The organism is Paenibacillus rhizoryzae, assembly GCF_059686995.1.
The window spans coordinates 33,592-54,140 of the sequence record NZ_JCAALT010000011.1 but is presented as its reverse complement, the minus strand read 5'-3'; the positions used below and the strand labels follow the sequence as shown (position 1 = coordinate 54,140).

Genomic DNA, 20,549 nt, shown 5'->3' with positions numbered 1-20,549 from the left:
GATGCGATATATGGTCAAAGTCATGCGTGCCCTCTTGCTCATTGCATTAGTCCTCATGTTTGCGTTTCCGTTCGCCTGGGTCGTGAGCACGTCCCTGAAAACGTATGTGGAATCCATCCAATTCCCGCCGGACCTGATTCCGAATGTCCCGCAATTCATCAATTATAAGACGGCATGGGTGCATATTCACTTCTTCCATTACGCGACGAACTCGGTCATTATTACGCTCTCCGTTGCGTTTGGACAATTGCTCGTCTGCATACCGTCTGCGTACGCCTTTGCCAAGAAAAAGTTCAGGTTCTCCGGCATTCTCTTCGCATTGGTGCTGGTCGACCTGGTGCTGCCCACCCAAGTAAGCTTCGTGCCGATGTACGTGCTGATCAGTGATTTGAACTGGCTTGATACCTACTGGGGCTTAATCATTCCGTTTATTTTCTCATCCTTCACCATCTTCTTCCTAACGCAGGCATTCAAGCAAATTCCAGAAGAATTATTGGATGCCGCCAAGCTCGATCAAGCATCGGAGCTGCAAATCATTACCGGGCTTATGGTGCCCATCTCGAAGCCCTTCCTGCTGACGACTATATTGTTTACCTGCATTGGCAAATGGAATGACTACTTCTGGCCGCTCGTCTTAACCAATTCAGAGGCGGTGCGAACATTGCCGATGACGGTCAAAAGCTTGGTTGCCGATACCCGCGGCGTCACGCACTGGAATGAAGTAATGGCAGGCAACATGATGCTGATCATCCCGGTGTTGGCTCTCTATATTGCGGCGAACCGCTTCATTAAGAGCGCTTTTGTATACGGTATTAAGTAACCCTTAATATAAAAATCGAGTGGAGGCTAGAGACAAATGAAATGGAATGCGAAACATGCTGCAATGATGGGGATCTTGGCAACGACAATCGCGGTAACTGGCTGCTCTCCGAACGCAACGAACAATGAACAGGCAAGCACCAATGCAAATACGAATGAAACCGCGGCAGCCGGGGAGAAAGTGAAAGTCGATTTCTGGTCGATTTGGGATCCGACCAACGGCAACGGTAAGCTGATCGCAGACGAAATTGTGAAATTCAATGAACAAAACCCGGATATTGAAATCGTCATGTCGGGTCAAGGCGGCTATGACGGCGTAGCCGAGAAGCTGGAAGCTGCGCTCGTGGCTAAGAATACGCCGGTTATCGTCCAGATCGAAGAGTCCTTCCTGGCTCGCTACAATCCGATTGCGGCCGATTTAGGCAGATATATGTCTGCAGCTACCATTGCCAACTATAACGAAGGCTTAACGCGCTCCAGCTATGTAGACGGCGTGTTCAAAGCAGCACCTATGAACCGCAGTACGCCGATACTGTATATGAATGCGGATTTGTTGAAAGCGGCCGGACTGGATCCGAAAGGGCCCAAGACTTGGACCGAGCTGCATGAGTACGCCAAAAAACTGAGCGATCCGGCAAAAGGCGTATATGGCTTCTCCGGCTATTGGGATACGGATGCATGGTACTGGGAGTCTGCGGTCTATTCCTACGGCGGCGAAATGGTTAACAAAGACGGATCGCAGGTGGTGTTTGATAACGAGAAGGGAACCGGTATTATCAAGCTGTTCCAAGATATGATCCATGATAAATCGATGCTCAACGCCTACAGCGCGCAAGACAATCAATCCGATCTCATCAAACAAAACTTCTTTGACGGTAAGGTTGCAATGGATCTGGATTCAATCGGGTCCATGGGTGAGCTGATCAAGAATGCTAAGTTTAACGTTGCGGTGGCGTTCCAGCCGCAAGAAGGCGGTAAGAATGTGGTCGTAACCGGCGGGGCGAATATGATCGTTCTCGACAAAGCGACGGAAGAGCAGAAGAAAGCGGCAGGCAAGTTCCTTGATTTCTTGGCGCAGGACGACAACGTGACGAACTTCTTCCAAACGACAGGCTACTTGCCAACGACGAAGTCTTCGCTCGAGACACCGGAAATGAAGCAATGGCTGCAAGAAAAGCCGCAATACCAAGTGGCGATCGACCAATTGCAATTCGCGCACAGCCGTCCTTGGCAGAAGAATTGGAAAGCCATGTACACCGCTATTCTCGAGGACCTGAAAGGTGCATTGATTGATACGTCCAAGGATCCGAAGGAAGCCGTACATCATGCCGCGCAAGCCGCGCAGCAAATTATTGACGAGAACAAATAAGGGAAATGAGAGAGGAGCATAAACGATCATGGTAACCAAAAACATTTTCATGGATGGCGGCAGCTGGTACAAAGGGAACTTGCACGGACATTCTACGCTATCCGACGGTGCATTGACGACGGATCAACTGCGCGCGGCTTATAAGGAGAAAGGCTATCATTTCTTCGCGCATTCGGAGCATGATTTCTTCTCCAACTTCGAGAGTGAGAATGAGCCGAATTTCATCACGCTGCCATCGAGCGAAGTCGGGATTACGATGCCGGCAGGCGATATCCGAATTTTCCACCTCCATGTCATCATGGGAACGGATGCGCACCTGGCTGCAGCGACGAAAGAGCAGTTTAAGCATATGGAACCGATCCGTTGGCCGGATTTTGTAAGCTTCGAGACGGCGCAGGCATTCATCGATGATATGGTGGCACGCGGAAATATCGTCATGTTCAACCATCCGCATTGGTCCACGGTAGAGTGGGAAGACGTCTATGCGCTGGAGAATCTGTTCGCGCTGGAAGTCTACAATCACTGCTCGGAGTGGATGGAGAATATGGGCAATTCCCGTGTCATGTGGGAGACGCTGCTGCGCAAAGGCAAGAAGCTGTGGGGCACCGCGACCGACGATAATCACAACCGCTACCCGCTTGATTCCAAGTACTGCGATTCCTTCGGCGGCTGGGTTGTGGTCAAAGCGGCTGAATTGACGCGCAACGCCGTTGTCCAAGCCTTGGTCGAAGGCAGCTTCTATTCCTCGACCGGTCCGGAAATTTATGATTTCCGCATCGAAGATGGCGAAGTGATCTTCGAGTGCTCGCCGGTAGAGCGCATCTATATGAATGGCGATCTTCGTCAGTATCAAATTGAGCTGGGCGACGACATCACCTCCCTTCGCAAAAAGTTACGCGGGGACGAGAAATTTATTCGAATCGAATGTTATGATAAGTATGGTAAATTCGCGTTTACCAATCCTATTTACTTAGATTAGTCGCTCGATCTGTAGATCAACCCGGAATGCAGATCGGCTGTATTTCGGGTTGATTATATGAATAGAGTAGGTGGAGATTGATGCTGCAGGTTGAAAGAATGAGCATGATCGTGGCGGAATTGAATGCGAAGGGCAGAGTAACGGTCAATGAACTGGCCGAGCAATTGAATGTGTCCAAGGTGACGATTCGCCGGGATTTGGATGCGCTAAGTCGGGAGAACAAGCTGGTCATCGTCCACGGGGGAGGCATCAAGCCAAACTTCACGCTGTACGAGGCGCCTTATAGCCAGCGCAACTCGATCTATATTCAAGAGAAGCAGCGGGTCGGTGTGAAGGCGGTTGAGCTGATCCATGATTACGATGTGATTGCGCTTGGCGTAGGTACGACGACCATTCAAATCGCCAACCACTTATTTAATAAAAAAAACCTGACCATCATCACAGGATGCATTCAGGTCTTGAATAGTCTTATCGAACGCAAGAAATCCGGATATTTCACGGGTAAGCTGATTTTTCTCGGCGGTGAAATCGACACCGATCAAATGTTTGCTTCCGGCTCGCTGACCATCGAATTGCTGGAGAAATTCCATATCGATAAAGCCTTCATTGGGGCTAATGGCTATTCGATCGCCGATGGCATTACGACTTACGACATTGACGAAGGCAATTTTCTGAAAAAAATGCTCCAACGCTCCAATAAAGTGCATGTCGTCATTGATCACTCGAAGATCAACATGAAATCCATGTACAAATACGCGGAATATAATGATGTCGACTATGTGATATGCAATGAAGATCCTCCTCAAGAGTGGAAAGAGAAGCTGGCCCAAGAAAGCGTTGGCTGGGTAATCGCGTAATTCGAGGCTGTCATCACGAAATCACGAAGGAAGGTTAACCTGTATGCAAGTACCCAAAACGATTGTGGATCAGCATGTGCACTCCTATTATTCACCGGATTCGGAAGAAACGCTGGACCATATTGTTGCTAACGCGGTGAAGCGGGGCAAGCAGGCCGTCGTGACGACGGATCATTTCGATTATGACTGCAAGTATTTCAAGAAAGACGTTCTGATTGACATGGACAGCTATGAACGTGAAGTCGATGCACTGCGTCAGCAATATGATATCGACATTCGAAAGGGCATCGAGGTCGGGTATCGCAAAGACTATCATGACGAAATCAACCGTTATCTGGAGAGCTACTCGTTCGATTTGGTGCTGCTTTCCGCTCACAATAACGGAGTCCTCGATTTTGCCGAGGAGGCCTTTCACAATCAGCCGATGGACATGATTTTGACGGATTATTTCACGCATGTACGCGACGCCGTCGATCGGATGGATAATTACGACGTGGTTGCCCATCTCGATTATGTTGCCCGTTATACGAAGTCCATGGTAAGCCGTGCGGATTACGAGCGATGCAGCTCGCTTCTATACGATTTGTTGAAAACGATCATTCGCAAGGAGAAGGTGCTTGAGCTGAATACGACCGGGCTGTTCCGGCAAGGCTGGATTCATCCGCATACGTACTTAATTGAAATGTACTTGGAGCTTGGCGGTACATTGTTCTCGCTTGGTTCTGACGCTCATCGGCTCGGCAGCATGGAGCAAGGGTTCGGCGAGGCGATCGCATTATTGAGATCCTATGATATTCATGAAGTCGTGCAGTTCCGCAATCGCGTTCCGCAGCTGGTGCTGCTATAAGGTTATATAAGTAAAGGGTACCCATTAGGGTGCCCTTTTTTGTTTGGGTTTTCGACATTATTTTATCGAATTAGCCGCATGCTAAAAAAAAAATTCGCCCCAATGAAAAATTTGAGCGTGCTCAGTTGTATTACAAGTGAAAGGAGGTGCTGAGGTGTACGATTCATATGAGCTCAATGAATCTGTGCGACAGGCCTTGGATCTATATTCGCAAAGCATGATCAAAATTGCTTTTGCCTACTTGAAAAATATAGCGGATGCAGAAGAAGTGACGCAGGAGGTGTTTCTCACCTATTTGCAAAAGCGTCCTGTATTTGATTCCAGTGAACATGAGAAGGCGTGGCTGATTCGAACAACCATTAATAAAAGCAAGAACATGCTGAAAGCCGGGTGGTTTAGAAACAGGAATCCCGTCCCAGAAGACCTAAGCTACCTCCCGAAGGAAGAAAACGACGTTCTACAGGCTGTTCTGGCATTGGACAAGAAGTACCGTATTCCGATTCATCTGCATTATTACGAGGGCTATTCCATTCAGGAAATCGCAGCTATTATGCAAGCCAAGCCGGCAACGGTCGGAACCTGGCTTGCAAGAGGACGCTTAATCTTAAAAGAGAAGATTGGAGGTCTGGAGAGTGAAGAAATCTGTTTATAAGTCTGCGATGTCCCACGTGAAAACAAGCGAGGATTTCAAAGAAGCAACATATAAGAAGTTGATGCAAGAGATGCAGCACATGGATAAGGAAACACAAACCAATACAATTAACCCAAAGGGGCGAGTGAAAATGGAAAAAGTAATGACGAAAAAAGTAACAGGTTGGACAGTTGGTATTGCAGCATGCGCGGTGTTGGCGGTTAGTATCTTCACATTGAACAATGATGCGACACCTACTACTCCTCCTCAGACTGCAATTGTAGATACAGCGAAGCCTCCGATCATGGGTAAAGTAAGAGTGAATATCGATGGTGTCATCTCCGAAGTGAGCGCAGACGGCAAAAGCTTCAAAGTAGGCGATCTGTGGGTTGAGGTAACAGATCAAACACAATGGGGCAGCAATGAACCTACTGCTACGGCGCCGTCCGAGGACCTGCTTTCGAAAGAATTTAAAGTCGGCAATATCGTATCGGGCTTCACATCCGACGATGTAAGCACAGGTAAAGTGAAAGCAACCGTGATCTACAACAACATGGCTCCGCAGACAGGAGAGGCAGGACAGTCCACAAAACCTGCTACTACAGGCAAAATGATGGCGAATATCGATGGCGTGATTACCGAAGTAAGCGCAGACGGCAAAAGCTTCAAAGTAGGCGACCTGTGGGTAACCGTAACACCGGAAACGCAACTGGGCATCGATGGCCCCACTGCTGCCGCACCATCTGAAGAGCTGCTGGCAAAAGAGTTCAAAGTCGGTAATATCGTATCCGGATTTACATCCGAAGATGTAAGCACAGGCAAAGTGAACGCTACGCGCATCTACAACAACATGGTTCCACAGAAATAAGCGATCCGGCATTGCCATCCATTCTATATTTCGCCTCTCCATTTCTGGAGAGGCGGTTTTTTTTTATGCTCCCTAGATAAGGCGACGAGCAGTGCGGATACGTCAGCCCCCAATTTCCGACAAAATCAAATGAGAGAAGACTAATGAAGGCTGGGACTCTAGCTAGATGCTAACTATTACTTGGTGTGTCAAAGTAATACCGAGGGATGCATTTCACCTGAGGAGGAAATCGATAATGAACTATCATTTCTTTGTAGGCAACGATAACGGGAACAGTGAGCATGATCTGATCATTGACGGCAAATTGATTCAGCAGCCTAATGTGAATTGTAGAGTGGACGAGCTGCCATGGAGCGAAGAGCAAGCACCGGAGAGCTTTGTGAAAAACTTGCAGGATCAACTAGTCGTCACGGTGGATTCGCCTGCCGCAAGGCCGGGGATGTACTACGTCGGGAAGTTTGCGCTGGAGAGCGGCGAAATTATCGATACGATTCAGATTGGCATCGATTCGAAGAGCGAGATGGATTTGCCGATCATTAATACGCTGGCTCAGATCGCCGCGTTGGCCGTGCAGAAGGCCTTCGAGGAAGAGAAGAAGATACCGGCGCAAATTGATGTCGAAGTGGATATGGCGACCGCACTGCCTGTCACGCAGCATACGGATGAGACTTCAGCCAAGTTCGAGAAAAGGTTTACTTCCGATATGCACCATGTGACGGTACATTTAGGCGTGCAGCGCGTGGCGGTGAAGATCAGCTTCGCATTCGTGAAGGTTGTTCCCGAGGCGACCCCGGTTATCTTCACGCTGCAGAAGGATGCGGCGGGCAACTGGAGAGAAGGGGATATCTTTGCGGATTTCGCCGCGACGTATGGCAATGAGAAGAAATTCAACGGCAGCTATTTCAAAGATAAGCGGATCCTGCATGTCGATATTGGCGACGGTTCGACGGAGTATCCGATTACCGAGGGGAATAAGTTTCTGCGCCAATTCATTCACGGCAGCCATCATGGCGCGGGATATGCGATTGAGGAAGCGCTGCAGGAGTTTAACCGCCTGATTCATTTGCCGGATAGTCCGAGGCAGTTCTTCAGCGACGTGCTCAAGAATCCGAAGCATAAATACCATGCGCGGGCACTCAAAACGTTACGCAGGCCGCTGGAAAGCCAAGTGAAGCAGATTGTGCAGCATGTGAAGAAGCAGCTGACCAAAGCGCGCAATGAGGTCGATCTCATCTGCGTATATGGCGGCGGCAGCATTCTGATGCGCACTGTCCTATATCCGTATTTGAAAGAGGCTTGCGATGAACGGGAGATCAAGCTGCTCTATATTCCTTCCGACTATGCGGTTGAGCTAAATGCGGCGGGACTGGATGCTTTCGTACGGGGCAAGATCTATGAAGCACTGAAGAGTAAAGCGGAGCAGCCGGCATAGCAAGCCTGAACGATTGAGGTGACTTTGATGAAGAAAACGAAGCTTCCCGGCGGCAATATCAGCCTCAAAACGAAGAAGACGGAGGACCCGCTTGTCATGGCTTGGCTCAATGCGCAGTCAAACCTGATGGATTCCTTTCGCTACTTGGTGGAGAAGGAAATCATGCTGAACGGGGTTCGTAATTTGCAGGCCTATATTCCTATGGAGAGAACGAATTTGCAGGACTCTCCGGACGTACTGGCAGCAGGCATGTATCGTCAGATTACGACAGATCGGCAGCAGCTGGCGGCGGCGATCGAGGAGGAGGAAGAGGAAGCGGGAAGTGCTGAGCTCGATGCTTCTTCCGAGTCGGGGTCGGAATCGGATGTAGATATGGAGATGGAAGAAATCGATGATGGAGATATCGAGGCGTGGAGTTAGTGCCGAGTGTTATGAAGTAATACGGAGCGTTACCGGGTAACACCGCAAGTAACACCGAGTAATACCAAAAGTAACACCGAGTAATCGAGGTCACACCAAGTAACACAAAGTATTACCGCGCAACACATAGCATTACACGGTACCCCGACGAAGAAAGCCCCTTCCATCAGCTGAGGAAGGGGCTCTGCATTTTGCTAAACGAGGTTATTTCTGCTCCGGAACGGCGCATATCCCATCGATGCAACCGTCGCCGTCCACCTCCGAAGCCTCGGGCGGCTGCCGGTCGCCCCATGCTTGCTGCAGGGCTTGCAGAAACAGGGTCTCCTGCTGGGCGCCGGACAACGTCTGCTTGCGGTCGATGATGTAGTAAGGCACGCCGCGAATGCCGAGCGAGCGGCCATCCGCCTCTTCACCGCGTACGCGGTCGGAGAACTGCTCTCCCGCTAGCATGGACAGCGTCTCATTGCGATCAAGACCAACTTCCGCCGCAATGTCGGCGAGCGTATCGTGATGGCTTACATTTTTATTGTCGCTGAAATAAGCTCGGAATAACAATTCGGATACCTCGGCACCTTTACCGGCTTTCTCGGCGAAGTGTCTTAAACGGTGCGCATCGAACGTATTCGTCAGCACCAAGCCGTCGAATCGAAATTCCAATCCATCTGCGGCTGCTTGCTGTGCCAAATTGCGATTCATCTTGATCGCTTCTTGGCGGCTCATGCCGTATCGGCCGGATAACATGTCGTACACGTCATGCGGCACATGTTTCGGCGAGTGAGGATCCAATTCGAAGCTGCGGTAAATCACTTGAACCTGATCGCGATGCTCGAACGCGGCCAGCGCTTTCTCGAAGCGGCGTTTACCGATATAACAGAACGGACACGCAAAGTCCGACCAAATTTCTACTTGCATCACAATTGCCTCCAATCGGAATTCATTATTCTTTATTCAGCTTCGCCTACAAGCGTAAATCGCTCGTTTACATGCTTCGGCTGTTCGATTTCATCGAGCACGGCAATTGCATAATCGGCGTAGCTGATATAGCTTTGACCCTGACTATTTAAGATAACATGATCTTTGCCTAATGTATAAGCGCCTGTGCGTTTGCCATCGGGATTGAAGAAAGCAGCGGGGCTGATATACGTCCACGTAATCGAAGACGTATTTCTTAGCTCATTCAGCTGTTTCCCTGCATTGGAAGCGGTCGGATACACGAAATCCGGGAAGCCCGGCGTGTCCATGAGCTTAGTTGCGTTCGTCTCGTCGACGAAAAGGCTTCCGGCACCGCCCACGACGATTAATCTGGTGCTCGGCGTTGCTTCAAGGGCTTGCACCAACGCTCTGCCGGCGTCGATGTACAGATGTTCCTCGCCATCCGGCGCTTTATACGTATTCACTACGACGTCGAAGGCTGCCAGATCGGATCCTGTGAGGGCGAAAATGTCTTTCTCTAACACGCTAACGTTGCTATCGGTGATTCTTGCAGCATTTCTTACGATCGCCGTAACTTCATGACCGCGATCCGTTGCTTCTTTCAAAATAAAACTTCCGGCTTTGCCTGTGGCGCCGATGATGGCGATATTCATGGTTTATTCCTCCGCTTTCTTCCGAACAGTAGTTGTGTTTTTCTGTATAGTCTCATATTATAGGGATAATTCGATTTTCGGTAGTAGGCACATTTATATAACCTAGTCACATAAATAAGACCATGAGAGCAGAGGGGGATTTACAATGGCCCGGACCTTATTCGAGGGAAGCATCCCCGAGGAACAAATTGAGGTTTGCCCGGTAACGGAAACGCAGAACGTCATTGCGGGCAAATGGAAAATTATTATGTTGTGGCATCTGAGAGAGACAAGGCGCTTCGGAGAGCTGCAGCGTCTGGTACCCGGCATTTCCAAAGGTATTCTGACCAACCAGCTCAGGGAGCTTGAGAGAGATCAGATGATACACAGAAAAGTGTATCAGGAAGTCCCTCCCAAAGTGGAGTATTCCCTGACGGAAGCAGGGAAAAGCTTCATTCCGATTCTGGAGAGCATGGGCGAGTGGGGCAAGAAATATACCAAAGGGAAGAGAGGAGGAGACGGCATATGAGCAAAGAGCTGATTGTTGCTGCTGAACGAGGCGATACGTCGAAGGTAGCTCGGCTGCTAAGCGAAGGAGCGAACCTCAATGAGCAGGATGGCAGAGGAAGAACGGCGGTAATGGCCGCGACGCATGCGAACAAGCCGGATGTGGTCCGATTATTGATTGAAGCCGGGGCGGATATTAACCTGCAAGACAATATGCGCGATAATCCCTTCCTCTATGCGGGCGCCGAAGGGCTGCTCGAGATTCTTAAGCTCCTGATTGCAGCCGGTGCCGATACCAAGCTGACCAATCGATATGGCGGAATTGCACTCATTCCTGCTTCAGAGAAAGGCCATGTGGAGAATGTAAGAGTACTGCTTACGGCGACGGATTCGAACGTCAACCACATCAACAATCTCGGCTGGACTGCGCTGCTGGAAGTGGTCATTCTGACAAACGGCGGGCCGAAGTACCAGCAGATCGCGAGACTGCTACTCGATCACGGGGCTGACGTAAATATCGCCGATCGTGACGGGATTACGCCGCTGCAGCACGCTAGAAATAATCATCGTTTTAAGGAAATTGAACAGATGCTGCTGCAGGCGGGAGCGCGATAAGCGTAACGATACGATCGTGATGGGCGTGCAAAGTACCTCTAGGACCAATGGTCTTGGAGGTTTTTCTTTTGCAAAAGCAACCAAAATTCGGCTCGCCGCCTTGCGTGGTGTGATATGATAATGGGCAGGTATGACCGGCCGGAAGAAGAAACCCACAGTGAAACCAAGGTGATAGATACGATGAATCGTAAAACAATCGGCATGTTCGCTCACGTGGATGCAGGCAAAACCACATTAGCTGAGCAGCTGCTGTACCATACGCATAGCATTCGGGAGCGCGGCAGAGTCGATCATAAGGATGCCTATCTCGACAGCCACGACATCGAACGGGCAAGAGGGATCACAGTGTTCGCAGACCAAGCGGTCATGACCTACAAAGGCGCTACCTATTACCTAATCGATACGCCGGGGCATGTCGATTTCTCGCCGGAGATGGAGCGGGCGGTTCAGGTGATGGATGCTGCGATCCTCGTCATCAGCGCGGTTGAAGGCATTCAGGGCCATACGGAAACGGTGTGGCAGCTGCTTCATAAGCATCGCATTCCGACGTTCTTGTTTATTAACAAAATCGATCGGGTTGGCGCAGGTGTAGATCGCATCTTCGAGGAGATTCGCATGCATTTGACGCCGGATGCGTGCAGGATCACGGGGCATTTCGCAGAAGACGGCCAAGTCGGAGAATCCCTGCTGGAGTGGATGGCGGAGCGGGATGAAACGTTATTGGACACGTTCCTGGCCGGTTCGGAGGACAATGGATTCTGGCTGCGAACGCTGCAGGATCAAATACGCGGCCACCGCCTTTTCCCATGTGCAAGCGGATCGGCCTTGCAGGACACAGGCGTTATCGAATTTCTGGATCAACTGCATCAGCTGACTACAGTGAATTATGACGAGCAAGCGCCTTTCGGGGGACGTGTCTATAAAATCCGGCATGACCCTAACGGCGTACGTTTAACTTACATCAAAGCCTTGAGCGGTACGCTGAAGGTGCGCGATGAGCTCTGTTATGGGAGCGGCGAAGATCAGGTTTGCGAGAAAGTGACGCGGCTCCTCCTTATTAACGGGAGCAAGTCGCAAGCGGTCGACCAGGTTTCGGCAGGTGATTTGTTTGCGGTGACCGGACTTTCAGGCGCCGAGGCGGGGCAAGGCTTGGGCATTTATTCGGATAAGCTGCTCTACTACATGGTCCCTACGCTTACGGCAAAGGTGATTTTCGCGGCAGAGTCGTTGAATGTGAAGGATGTGCTCAAAGCCTTCCAGGTGCTGAATGCCGAGGATCCGTCCTTGAATGTCATCTGGGAGGAAAGCCTGCAGGAGATCCACATTCATGTGATGGGGCTCATCCAGCTCGAAGTGCTGGAGCAGCTCGTTAAGGAACGATTCCAATTCGCCGTCTCCTTCGGCAGCCCCGAGATTCTGTATAAAGAAACGATCACATCGACCGTGAACGGATATGGCCATTTCGAGCCGCTCAAGCATTACGCCGAAGTGCATTTGCGCCTGGAGCCGGGGGAGCGGGGCAGCGGCTTGACGTTCATGAACGAATGCCATGCGAACGCTCTAAGCATCGGCAATCAAAATCTCGTGAAAACCCATCTCTATGAGCGCGACCATCATGGGCTGTTAACAGGCATGCCGCTCACCGATATTCGGGTGACGCTGCTGACGGGCGCCGGCCATAATGAGCATACACACGGCGGGGATTTTCGCGAGGCCACCTTCCGTGCCCTTAGGCAAGGTTTGGAGAAGGCGGAGAACATCCTGCTTGAGCCTTATTACGAGTATAAAATCAAAGTGGAAATCGACTACATGGGCCGCGTGTTATCCGATATTCAGCGGGCTTCGGGCGTGTTCGAGCCGCCTGTGACAACAGCTGCGCATGCGGTCATAACGGGCAGAGTGCCTGTCGCTACTTTCATGGATTACAGCACGGAGCTGGCTTCTTTTACGCATGGCAGAGGGATTGCGCACTTCGTCTTCGGCGGTTATGATCGCTGTCATAACGAACAAGCGGTGATCGAGCGGAAGAATTACCGGAAGGATGCGGACCCGTTGTACAGCTCGTCGTCGATATTTTGCGCGAAGGGGCATGGGTATACGGTCGCTTGGGATGAAGCGGAAGCGAAGATGCATTTATTATAAGCGGCAAGCTGGCTTCAACTTGATTAGGGGAGGGACTTCAACGTGGCAAAAGCATTAACCAAAGCGATTCCGGTGGGCGCTACCGTTTTTCCGATTATATTTGCGATCAGCATCGTTCACTTATTGAACGATACGATGCAATCCACCGTAACGGCGCTGTTTCCGATCTTGCGCGACTCGCTGCATTTAAGCTATAAACAGATCGGGTTTATCGCCTTTGCGATGAACATTACGGCCGCGGTCATCCAGCCAATGGTCGGCATGTACGCGGATAAGCGCCCGCGGCCTTATATATTGCCGATCGGAGTGTGCTTTACGCTGGTGGGCGTTGTTGCGCTCGCATTAGCTCCTGAGTATGCGTATATTGTGCTTGCGGTTATGATGATTGGTATCGGGTCGGCTATCTTTCATCCCGAATCTTCGCGCGTAGCCTATATGGCTGCAGGCGGTCAAAGAGGGCTGGCACAATCGATATTCCAGGTTGGCGGCAATATTGGCGGTGCGCTTGGACCCATTATGAGTGCGGCGATCTTCGTGCCGCTCGGACAAATCAGCGTCTTGTGGTTCTCCATCGCGGCAATCGCAGCCATTCTGATTCAGAGCTATGTCGCGCGTTGGTACAGGGATAATGCACCGCAATTACGTCCTGCGGGGGCCAAGGCGAAAGCGGCATCGAGCGCGAAGAAAGCTGCTGCCTCGAGAATTGGATTATCGCAAAAACAAATTACGTGGGCCATCGTTATCCTTGTTTTTCTGGTGGTATCGAAGCATATTTATATGTCCAGCTTGAGCAGCTATTATAGCTTTTATCTCATGGATACGTTCGGGGTTTCCGTGCAGCATGCGCAGTTATTTCTGTTTGCGTTTCTGGCAGCAGCCGCGGCGGGGACATTCTTTGGCGGACCGCTTGCCGACCGCTACGGCCGGAAAAATATCATTTGGTTCTCGATTCTGGGTACGGCGCCTTTCTCGCTCCTGCTGCCGTATTGCGACTTATTTTGGACCTGCGTGATGTGTATCTGTGCGGGGTTCGTGCTGTCATCGGCGTTCTCCATCATTGTCGTGTTCGCGCAGGAGCTGCTGCCCGGCAAAGTGGGTCTCGTATCCGGATTATTCTTCGGGCTGGCGTTTGGTATCGGTGGCTTGGGGTCGGCCGTTCTTGGCTGGATTGCCGATGCTACGAGCATCGAATATATGATGAAGCTATGCGCATACTTGCCGCTGCTCGGCATTCTCGCGATTTTCCTGCCGAAGGACGAGAAGCTGCATGCCTAATGGCATTACGTCGACATACCGATTACAGGGAGGAGGGCGCCTATTGCGGCGTCCTTTTCGCCATTTTCGTAAGGGGCAGCTACATATTCCGCATGCGTATGGGCATTGTAATGGGAGCAAATTTCTTAGTATCCGGTTAAAATCCGACATTTGTTGGTACTCCTCCCTCGGAAGCCTTATGATGAGACAAGGTGAATGAGACTATACTTTCGTCCATAATCATTTTTGAGTAGTGACACAGAAAGCAGGTTTACAAGCAATGGCAGACAATAAACGACAACAGTTTCGTTTCAGCGAAGCACCGATATGGGAGCTGCAGCGCAACTATTATGAAGAAGAAGGCATGAAGGCTTGGAACAATGACCAAGTCCCGCAATATATATCGAGTAATCCGATGATGGCTACTTCTTACGCGGAGATGATTTTCGGATTTCTTCAAGACCGCGCCGGCACAGGGGATCTTACTGAACCGGTAACGATCATTGAACTAGGTGCGGGTGCGGGACGCCTCGCCTTTCACACCTTGCATAAACTGTGCGAGCTGCGCGATTACGCCGGTATTGAGCTGCCGCCTTTCCGGTACGTAATGACCGACTTGGCAGCGAAGAACGTATTGGCTTGGCAGAATCATCCCGCTATGCAGCCGTTCATTCAAGAGGGCGTGCTGGACTTCGCAAGGTTTGACGCGGTACAGGATACAGAGGTGCATCTGGCTGTAGCGCAAACTACGGTACGTCCGGGTGACCTGAAGCAGCCGCTGCTGATCGTCGCGAATTATTTCTTCGATGTCATCCCGCAAGAGTTGATTTATGTCAGTGATGGCGAGGTCTATGAGTGCGATATCAGCGTCGAGTTTCCGGATAATCTCAAAGAGCTTACAACGTCAGAAACCATCAAACATATGAAGCTGAATTACGTGAATCGCCCGGCTCCGGAGTACCAAGCAGCAACGTACCCGTATCACGATCTCATCCAGATGTATGTGAAGGAGCTTGATGATTCTTATATCCTGTTCCCGGTAGCCGGGTTGACCTGCTTGGATCGGCTCCAACGGCTGTCACAGGCAGGGTTTCTGCTGATCACGGCGGATAAAGGCGATCACCGGCTGGAGCACTGGGATCTTGCGGAGCCGCCGGAATTCTTTCATCACGGCAGCTTCTCGTTAACGGCAAACTATCATGCGATTCAACATGTGCTGGAGCAGCGGGGCGCATTGTCGCTCTTTACGAAAGAGCATCATTACAACGCGATTAATGTCGGCTGCATTCTTATGTTGGAATCGCCAATGCGGTATGCCAACACCAGATTGGCTTTTCGGCGGTTTGTTGATCGATTCGGACCTGATGAGTTCTTCAGTTTGAAGGAGTGGGTCGATCCGCATTTGGGCACGATGGGGCTGCAGCAAATTTTGGCCTTCTGGCGGCTCGGCGGATACGACGCGGAGTTCTTTATCCAGAGCACGAAACGGATTTCGGCTCTGCTGCCTGAGGCAGGCGAAGAAGAACTGATGGATATTCAAAATGGCATACACATCATGTGGTCGTCATTCTATGTGATGGAGCAGCGTTATGATTTGGCGCTTGATGCCGGGCTGTTGCTGTTCGAGATGGAGTTCTACGATGACGCGAAGGAGTTCCTGAGCTTATCGATTGAAACCGATGAAGAGGAGTCTGTCCCGACTGTCTTATTCTGTCTGGCCATATGCAGCTATGAACTGGGAGATAAGGAAGCGGCGATGGCCTACTTGCGCGAGGCGCTCGTTCTGGAGCCTGAGCATGAGGATGCCTTGGCGTTGTTGCAAGCTCTGACAGCAGAAGAGTAGGTTGAATAAAGAAGGGTAGCCCTCGCGGTTGCCCTTTTGTTTGGCCTGATGGACAAAAGCATGGATCTTCTATAGTATGAATAGCAATTGAATAGAACAATCAAGGTGCACGCTTAGTAGATAGGCGCTGCTTAATAGGGAAGTCCGGTGAGAATCCGGCGCGGTCCCGCCACTGTAAATGAAGAGCTGATCTAGGATTTGCCACTGGCCTATATGAGCCGGGAAGGCATAGAGAAGCGTTGACGCATAGCCAGGAGACCTGCCTTGATTGGATTTCACAGACTCTACGGATGATGGAGGCGGTGCTTTTTTGTTGTCTTTATTATAGTTGCCGACGCCGGCTGCCCCTTGATTCTTATGAATCAGGGGCTTTTTGTTGTTCCGAACAGAGAAACCGAGTGGGTGTATACATGCGATTTGGGTCGCGATGTAGGCGACACCTATGATACAACCGGCGGTGGAAAGCCATGAAGGACGCCTTCTCCAGCTATCATCCGATCGTCAATTTTCTGTACTTTGCACTAGTCATCCTGTTTGCTATGGTGTTCATGCATCCGGCCTGCTTAGCTGCCCTTGCTGCTGGTTACAGCCTTCATCAATCCCGCGTTCAATCACGAGGGAGTCACGATCTTAACGTATTTGCATAGCGGCAATCCTTTGACGCTGGAATCGATCACTTACGGCATTGCGGCAGCCGCGATGTTTGTAACGGTCATTAGCTGGTTCTCGTGTTATAACGCGGTCATGACCTCGGATAAGTTTATCTACCTCTTCGGCACTGTCATTCCGGTCCTGTCGCTCATTTTCTCGATGGTGCTGCGTTTTGTTCCAAAGTTTAAGGCGCAGCTTGCCGTGGTGTCTCATGCCCAGAAATGTATCGGCAGAGATGTGACTAACGGCAGCCTCTTCATTAGAGTCAGGCACGGCATTCGAATTCTGTCGATCATGGTGACCTGGATGCTGGAGAACGCCATCGAATCGGCAGACTCCATGAAGAGCAGAGGCTATGGCTTAAAGGGAAGAACCGCCTTCTCCCTCTTTTTGTTTGACCGCCGCGACCGAATCGCGGTGAGCGGCATCGCAGCGCTAGGTGTATATTTGATCGCCGGTGGAATGGCAAAAGGACTGTATTTTAGGTACTTTCCTTCTATGCGAGGCGTCGATGTGTCGGCGTTCAGCTTAAGTTTATTTCTGGCCTACGCCGTATTATGCGCAGTACCGCTGATGATTAATAGTTGGGAGGACAGGAAATGGAAGCTTTCGCAATCCGACATTTAACGTTCGCTTACCCCGGCTCGGAGAAGAAAGCCTTAGACGATTTATCGTTAACGATCCGGCAAGGTGAGTTTGTGCTGATTTACGGACAATCCGGCTGCGGCAAATCCACGCTGCTCCGTCACTTGAAAACCGACCTTACCCCTCACGGCAGCCGAAGCGGGGAAATTCGATTTCAAGGGACGCCTCTCCCTCTTTTAGACAGGCGCGAGCAAGTCGCTCAAATCGGCTATGTCCTGCAGTCGCCTGACAATCAGATCGTAACGGACAAGGTATGGCATGAGCTGGCTTTTGGACTCGAAAGCCTGGGCTGCAGCACCTCGGAGATCCGGCGTCGTGTCGCGGAAATGGCCAGCTTCTTCGGCATTCAGGACTGGTTTCATAAACCGGTAACCGAACTCTCCGGCGGGCAGAAACAGCTGCTCAACCTGGCTTCCATCATGGCCATGCAGCCTAAGGCCCTCATTTTGGACGGGCCTACAAGTCAGCTGGATCCCATTGCTGCCGCGGAATTTCTGGCCACCCTCGCCAAGATCAACCGCGAACTTGGCGTCACCATCATCCTCTCGGAGCACCGGCTTGAAGACGTATTTCCTCTATCAGATACGGACGTCGTTATGGACCATGGCTCTATCCTCACTGTTGGCGCACCAACAGAGGTGGGCTTAAGGCTTCTTGCATTGGACCATTCTATGTTCAATGCCATGCCTTCCTTTGTGCGAATATATGCAAAAATCGACAATATTCTACCTTGTCCGATGACCGTTCGGGAAGGGCGAGAATTTCTGCATACACTCGCTGAGACAAGGAGTTACAAGAGGCATATCGCAGAGAAAGCCGTGGTACCTACCAGACAAAAGTCAGTTATAGAAGTAGATGGCTTTTGGTTTAAATACGACAAAAATGCTTCCGACATCATAAAGGGTTTGCACGTAAAAGTATACCCGGGAGAAATCTATGCGATTGTTGGCGGTAACGGTACAGGGAAGACGACCACGCTATCGCTAATGGCGGGGCTGCGCAAGCCCTATCGCGGACGAGTGCTGCTCCAAGGAAAGCCGGAAGGGATCCAAGAGAGCGTCCGTTACGTGACGGATTTATGCGGTTTGCAGGATTTGCTGCAGCGGCACCCTTATGATCTGTCCGGAGGCGAACAACAGAAGGCAGCTCTTGCTAAAGTGCTGCTTCTGAAGCCGGCCATCCTACTGTTAGATGAACCGACCAAGGGATTAGATGCACATTTTAAGCTGGAACTAGCGGAAATCTTGCTCAATCTGACGCGGCAGGGAACGGCTATTGTGATGGTCAGCCATGATATTGAGTTCTGTGCCAGCTACGAGGATCACGGGATGGTGTCGGCCGTATCCGACCGCGACACAATAGAAAATGCGCAATAAAGAAGCCCGGGATACAAAGATCCCAGGCTTCTTATTCACGACGATCACGCTAAATGCTTACTTCTTGCCTTTGGCTTTCAACCATTCGTCCAGCTGTTTCTGCTTCTCTTCGATTACTTTCGCGGAGCCGGCTTTCTTCATGGCGTCAACCAGCTTAGGAATGTATTCGTTTGGATCAACTGCGCCTGTCGTGACCGCGGCTTCGTACTCTTTGTAAACGGCGTCCATGTTGGCCAATTCCGTCTTAACCGGCTCTTGGTTGAATTGGAAGCCCCAAATTTCCGGTACCATAGCCGAGTTATTAAGCTCGATTGTTTTCGGCCAAGTATCGTCCGATTGGCCTTCCAGCAAGTAACCGATTGTAACGTTACCCATTGCCCATGCTACGTTCGGAGCATAGCCGCCGTCTGTCTTGACCTTGATATGAGTGGCATCGAGTTTATCATAATGCTTGCCTTCAACACCGAAGGCGAGGAGATTGAACAATACCGGATCCGTATTCGCCAGATTGAGGAACATCATCGCTCTCTCCGGGTTTTTGGAGGTGTTGCTGATCGCTGTCATTGTCGGCTGAACACCGCTAAACCTAGGTTCATACATGGGGATGAAGACGACATCTTTGCCGCCCATGTTTTGTTTCATCTCGATTTCGCCGCCCGGCTTGAGCGTCCACTCGTAGAAAGCAACGATTTTGCCTGCTTTCTGATAGTCAGCGAAAGTAGCCGTGGCTACGTCTTTATTGACATAACCTTTCTTGAACCAATCATGCAGCAATTGATGATGAGCCAAATATTCCGGTGCTTCCAGCACATATTCAAGCTTATAGTTTGGATCGCCGGTTCTGTATTCAACGCCGGCAAGTCCGTCAAAGCCATACATATAAGGAACGAAGGTGTTCGATCTGGAACCAAATGCAATTTTATCCGGTTCACCGGCTTTGACTTTCTCCAGGAACGGCTCCAAGTCCTTATACGTTTTGATTGTGCTAATATCTAGGCCGTACTTGTCGGCCATTTCCTTCTGAACGACGAAGCCGCCGCCTTGCGCAATAATTTGATAGTTAGGAATGGCGTACAATTTACCTTGCGAGTTTCGTGCTCCTTCAATCGCCGCTTTCGGCAGGCTGTTGACGAAATCAGGTGCATACGCGGTGACAAGCGATTCTAGGTCTTTGAATGCGCCTTTAAGTGAATTGTTCTCGTAGTTGAAGGACCAGTTCGACGTCCACATCATATCGAACGTTTCACCGGCGGAGACGATTGTATTCATCTTCTGATCATAATCACCGAACGTAATCGGCAGCAGTTTAACGGTCGCATTGATTTTCGGCTTGATATACTCGTTTACGGCTGCTTCGACCGAAGCAAGATCCGGCTGCAATTCAGGTTGGGGAATATAATAGGTCAATTCTACGGGCGGCAGTTCTTCTTTCTCAGGCTCTGCCGGCTCATTGGTAGTTGTCTCTGAAGTAGTGGATTCCGTGTTCGTTGTCGTTGCCGGCTCATTCGTTGACGTGTTAGATTCATTGTTCTTATTGCCGCTGCAAGCGCTTGCAAGCAATAAGATTAGCATACTGGCCAATACTAATTTAAGAAAGGCTTTCTTTTTCATGTTTAGCGTACCCTCCCAAGTGATTGTTTCGCACATTGAATCAACCCTGCCCCAGCATCTTACTATCTAACTGTGATTCTTGTACCCCCTCTCGTGGAGTCAACCGACGAAGACTTGA

General features: G+C 50.5%; 19 protein-coding genes and 1 riboswitch. Of the genes, 16 read left to right on the top strand and 3 right to left on the bottom strand.

Going from position 1 to position 20,549, the window contains the following annotated elements; genetic code table 11:
• The first annotated feature begins 1 nt into the window (after position 1).
• The 9 genes from AC6ESO_RS26040 to AC6ESO_RS26000 all read left to right on the top strand — a co-directional run bounded on the left by AC6ESO_RS26040 (position 2) and on the right by AC6ESO_RS26000 (position 8,222).
• Positions 2–820 (top strand): carbohydrate ABC transporter permease, encoded by an 819-nt coding sequence (locus tag AC6ESO_RS26040; protein WP_497093947.1) that lies wholly within the window; start codon positions 2–4, stop codon positions 818–820.
• A 36-nt stretch (positions 821–856) separates the two neighbouring features.
• Positions 857–2,188, top strand: a complete 1,332-nt coding sequence (locus AC6ESO_RS26035) for an ABC transporter substrate-binding protein (protein WP_497093946.1) — start codon at positions 857–859, stop codon at positions 2,186–2,188.
• 28 nt (positions 2,189–2,216) lie between these two features.
• Positions 2,217–3,167 (top strand): CehA/McbA family metallohydrolase domain-containing protein, encoded by a 951-nt coding sequence (locus AC6ESO_RS26030; RefSeq protein WP_497093945.1) that lies wholly within the window; start codon positions 2,217–2,219, stop codon positions 3,165–3,167.
• An 80-nt stretch (positions 3,168–3,247) separates the two neighbouring features.
• Entirely contained in the window at positions 3,248–4,024 is a 777-nt protein-coding gene (locus AC6ESO_RS26025) for a DeoR/GlpR family DNA-binding transcription regulator (protein ID WP_497093944.1), read from the top strand.
• A 43-nt stretch (positions 4,025–4,067) separates the two neighbouring features.
• Positions 4,068–4,871 (top strand): histidinol-phosphatase HisJ family protein, encoded by an 804-nt coding sequence (locus tag AC6ESO_RS26020; protein WP_497093943.1) that lies wholly within the window; start codon positions 4,068–4,070, stop codon positions 4,869–4,871.
• Between the two features lie 154 nt (positions 4,872–5,025).
• Positions 5,026–5,523, top strand: a complete 498-nt coding sequence (locus tag AC6ESO_RS26015) for an RNA polymerase sigma factor (RefSeq protein ID WP_497093942.1) — start codon at positions 5,026–5,028, stop codon at positions 5,521–5,523.
• Entirely contained in the window at positions 5,504–6,370 is an 867-nt protein-coding gene (locus AC6ESO_RS26010) for a DUF5666 domain-containing protein (protein ID WP_497093941.1), read from the top strand. Before AC6ESO_RS26015 ends, AC6ESO_RS26010 begins: the two co-directional genes overlap by 20 nt.
• Before the next feature lie 235 nt (positions 6,371–6,605).
• Complete coding sequence (locus tag AC6ESO_RS26005) at positions 6,606–7,802, top strand: ParM/StbA family protein (protein ID WP_497093940.1); 1,197 nt, start codon at positions 6,606–6,608, stop codon at positions 7,800–7,802.
• A 27-nt stretch (positions 7,803–7,829) separates the two neighbouring features.
• On the top strand, positions 7,830–8,222 hold the full coding sequence (locus AC6ESO_RS26000) for a hypothetical protein (RefSeq protein ID WP_497093939.1): 393 nt from the start codon (positions 7,830–7,832) through the stop codon (positions 8,220–8,222).
• 204 nt (positions 8,223–8,426) lie between these two features.
• Here the strand turns inward: AC6ESO_RS26000 and AC6ESO_RS25995 are convergent, their stop codons facing one another.
• Positions 8,427–9,134 carry a DsbA family oxidoreductase gene (locus AC6ESO_RS25995; protein ID WP_497093938.1) on the bottom strand — a complete coding sequence of 236 codons (708 nt, stop codon included), beginning with the start codon at positions 9,132–9,134 and terminating at the stop codon, positions 8,427–8,429.
• 32 nt (positions 9,135–9,166) lie between these two features.
• Positions 9,167–9,808, bottom strand: a complete 642-nt coding sequence (locus AC6ESO_RS25990; RefSeq protein ID WP_497093937.1) for an NAD(P)-dependent oxidoreductase — start codon at positions 9,806–9,808, stop codon at positions 9,167–9,169.
• Between the two features lie 145 nt (positions 9,809–9,953).
• Between AC6ESO_RS25990 and AC6ESO_RS25985 the strand changes: the two genes are divergently transcribed.
• The 7 genes from AC6ESO_RS25985 to AC6ESO_RS25955 all read left to right on the top strand — a co-directional run bounded on the left by AC6ESO_RS25985 (position 9,954) and on the right by AC6ESO_RS25955 (position 18,820).
• On the top strand, positions 9,954–10,316 hold the full coding sequence (locus AC6ESO_RS25985; protein WP_497093936.1) for a winged helix-turn-helix transcriptional regulator: 363 nt from the start codon (positions 9,954–9,956) through the stop codon (positions 10,314–10,316).
• Positions 10,313–10,909 carry an ankyrin repeat domain-containing protein gene (locus AC6ESO_RS25980; RefSeq protein ID WP_497093935.1) on the top strand — a complete coding sequence of 199 codons (597 nt, stop codon included), beginning with the start codon at positions 10,313–10,315 and terminating at the stop codon, positions 10,907–10,909. Before AC6ESO_RS25985 ends, AC6ESO_RS25980 begins: the two co-directional genes overlap by 4 nt.
• Positions 10,910–11,089: 180 nt before the next feature.
• On the top strand, positions 11,090–13,051 hold the full coding sequence (locus tag AC6ESO_RS25975) for a GTP-binding protein (RefSeq protein WP_497093934.1): 1,962 nt from the start codon (positions 11,090–11,092) through the stop codon (positions 13,049–13,051).
• Positions 13,052–13,093: 42 nt separating this feature from the next.
• Positions 13,094–14,326, top strand: a complete 1,233-nt coding sequence (locus tag AC6ESO_RS25970) for an MFS transporter (protein ID WP_497093933.1) — start codon at positions 13,094–13,096, stop codon at positions 14,324–14,326.
• 259 nt (positions 14,327–14,585) lie between these two features.
• Positions 14,586–16,148 carry a tetratricopeptide repeat protein gene (locus AC6ESO_RS25965; RefSeq protein WP_497093932.1) on the top strand — a complete coding sequence of 521 codons (1,563 nt, stop codon included), beginning with the start codon at positions 14,586–14,588 and terminating at the stop codon, positions 16,146–16,148.
• An 86-nt stretch (positions 16,149–16,234) separates the two neighbouring features.
• Positions 16,235–16,429, top strand: a riboswitch (cobalamin riboswitch).
• 292 nt (positions 16,430–16,721) lie between these two features.
• Complete coding sequence (locus tag AC6ESO_RS25960; protein WP_497093931.1) at positions 16,722–17,426, top strand: energy-coupling factor transporter transmembrane component T; 705 nt, start codon at positions 16,722–16,724, stop codon at positions 17,424–17,426.
• Complete coding sequence (locus AC6ESO_RS25955; protein ID WP_497093930.1) at positions 17,399–18,820, top strand: ABC transporter ATP-binding protein; 1,422 nt, start codon at positions 17,399–17,401, stop codon at positions 18,818–18,820. Before AC6ESO_RS25960 ends, AC6ESO_RS25955 begins: the two co-directional genes overlap by 28 nt.
• 57 nt (positions 18,821–18,877) lie before the next feature.
• Here AC6ESO_RS25955 and AC6ESO_RS25950 read toward each other — a convergent pair whose 3' ends face one another.
• Entirely contained in the window at positions 18,878–20,431 is a 1,554-nt protein-coding gene (locus AC6ESO_RS25950) for a DUF3502 domain-containing protein (RefSeq protein WP_494819537.1), read from the bottom strand.
• Positions 20,432–20,549 lie beyond the last annotated feature (118 nt).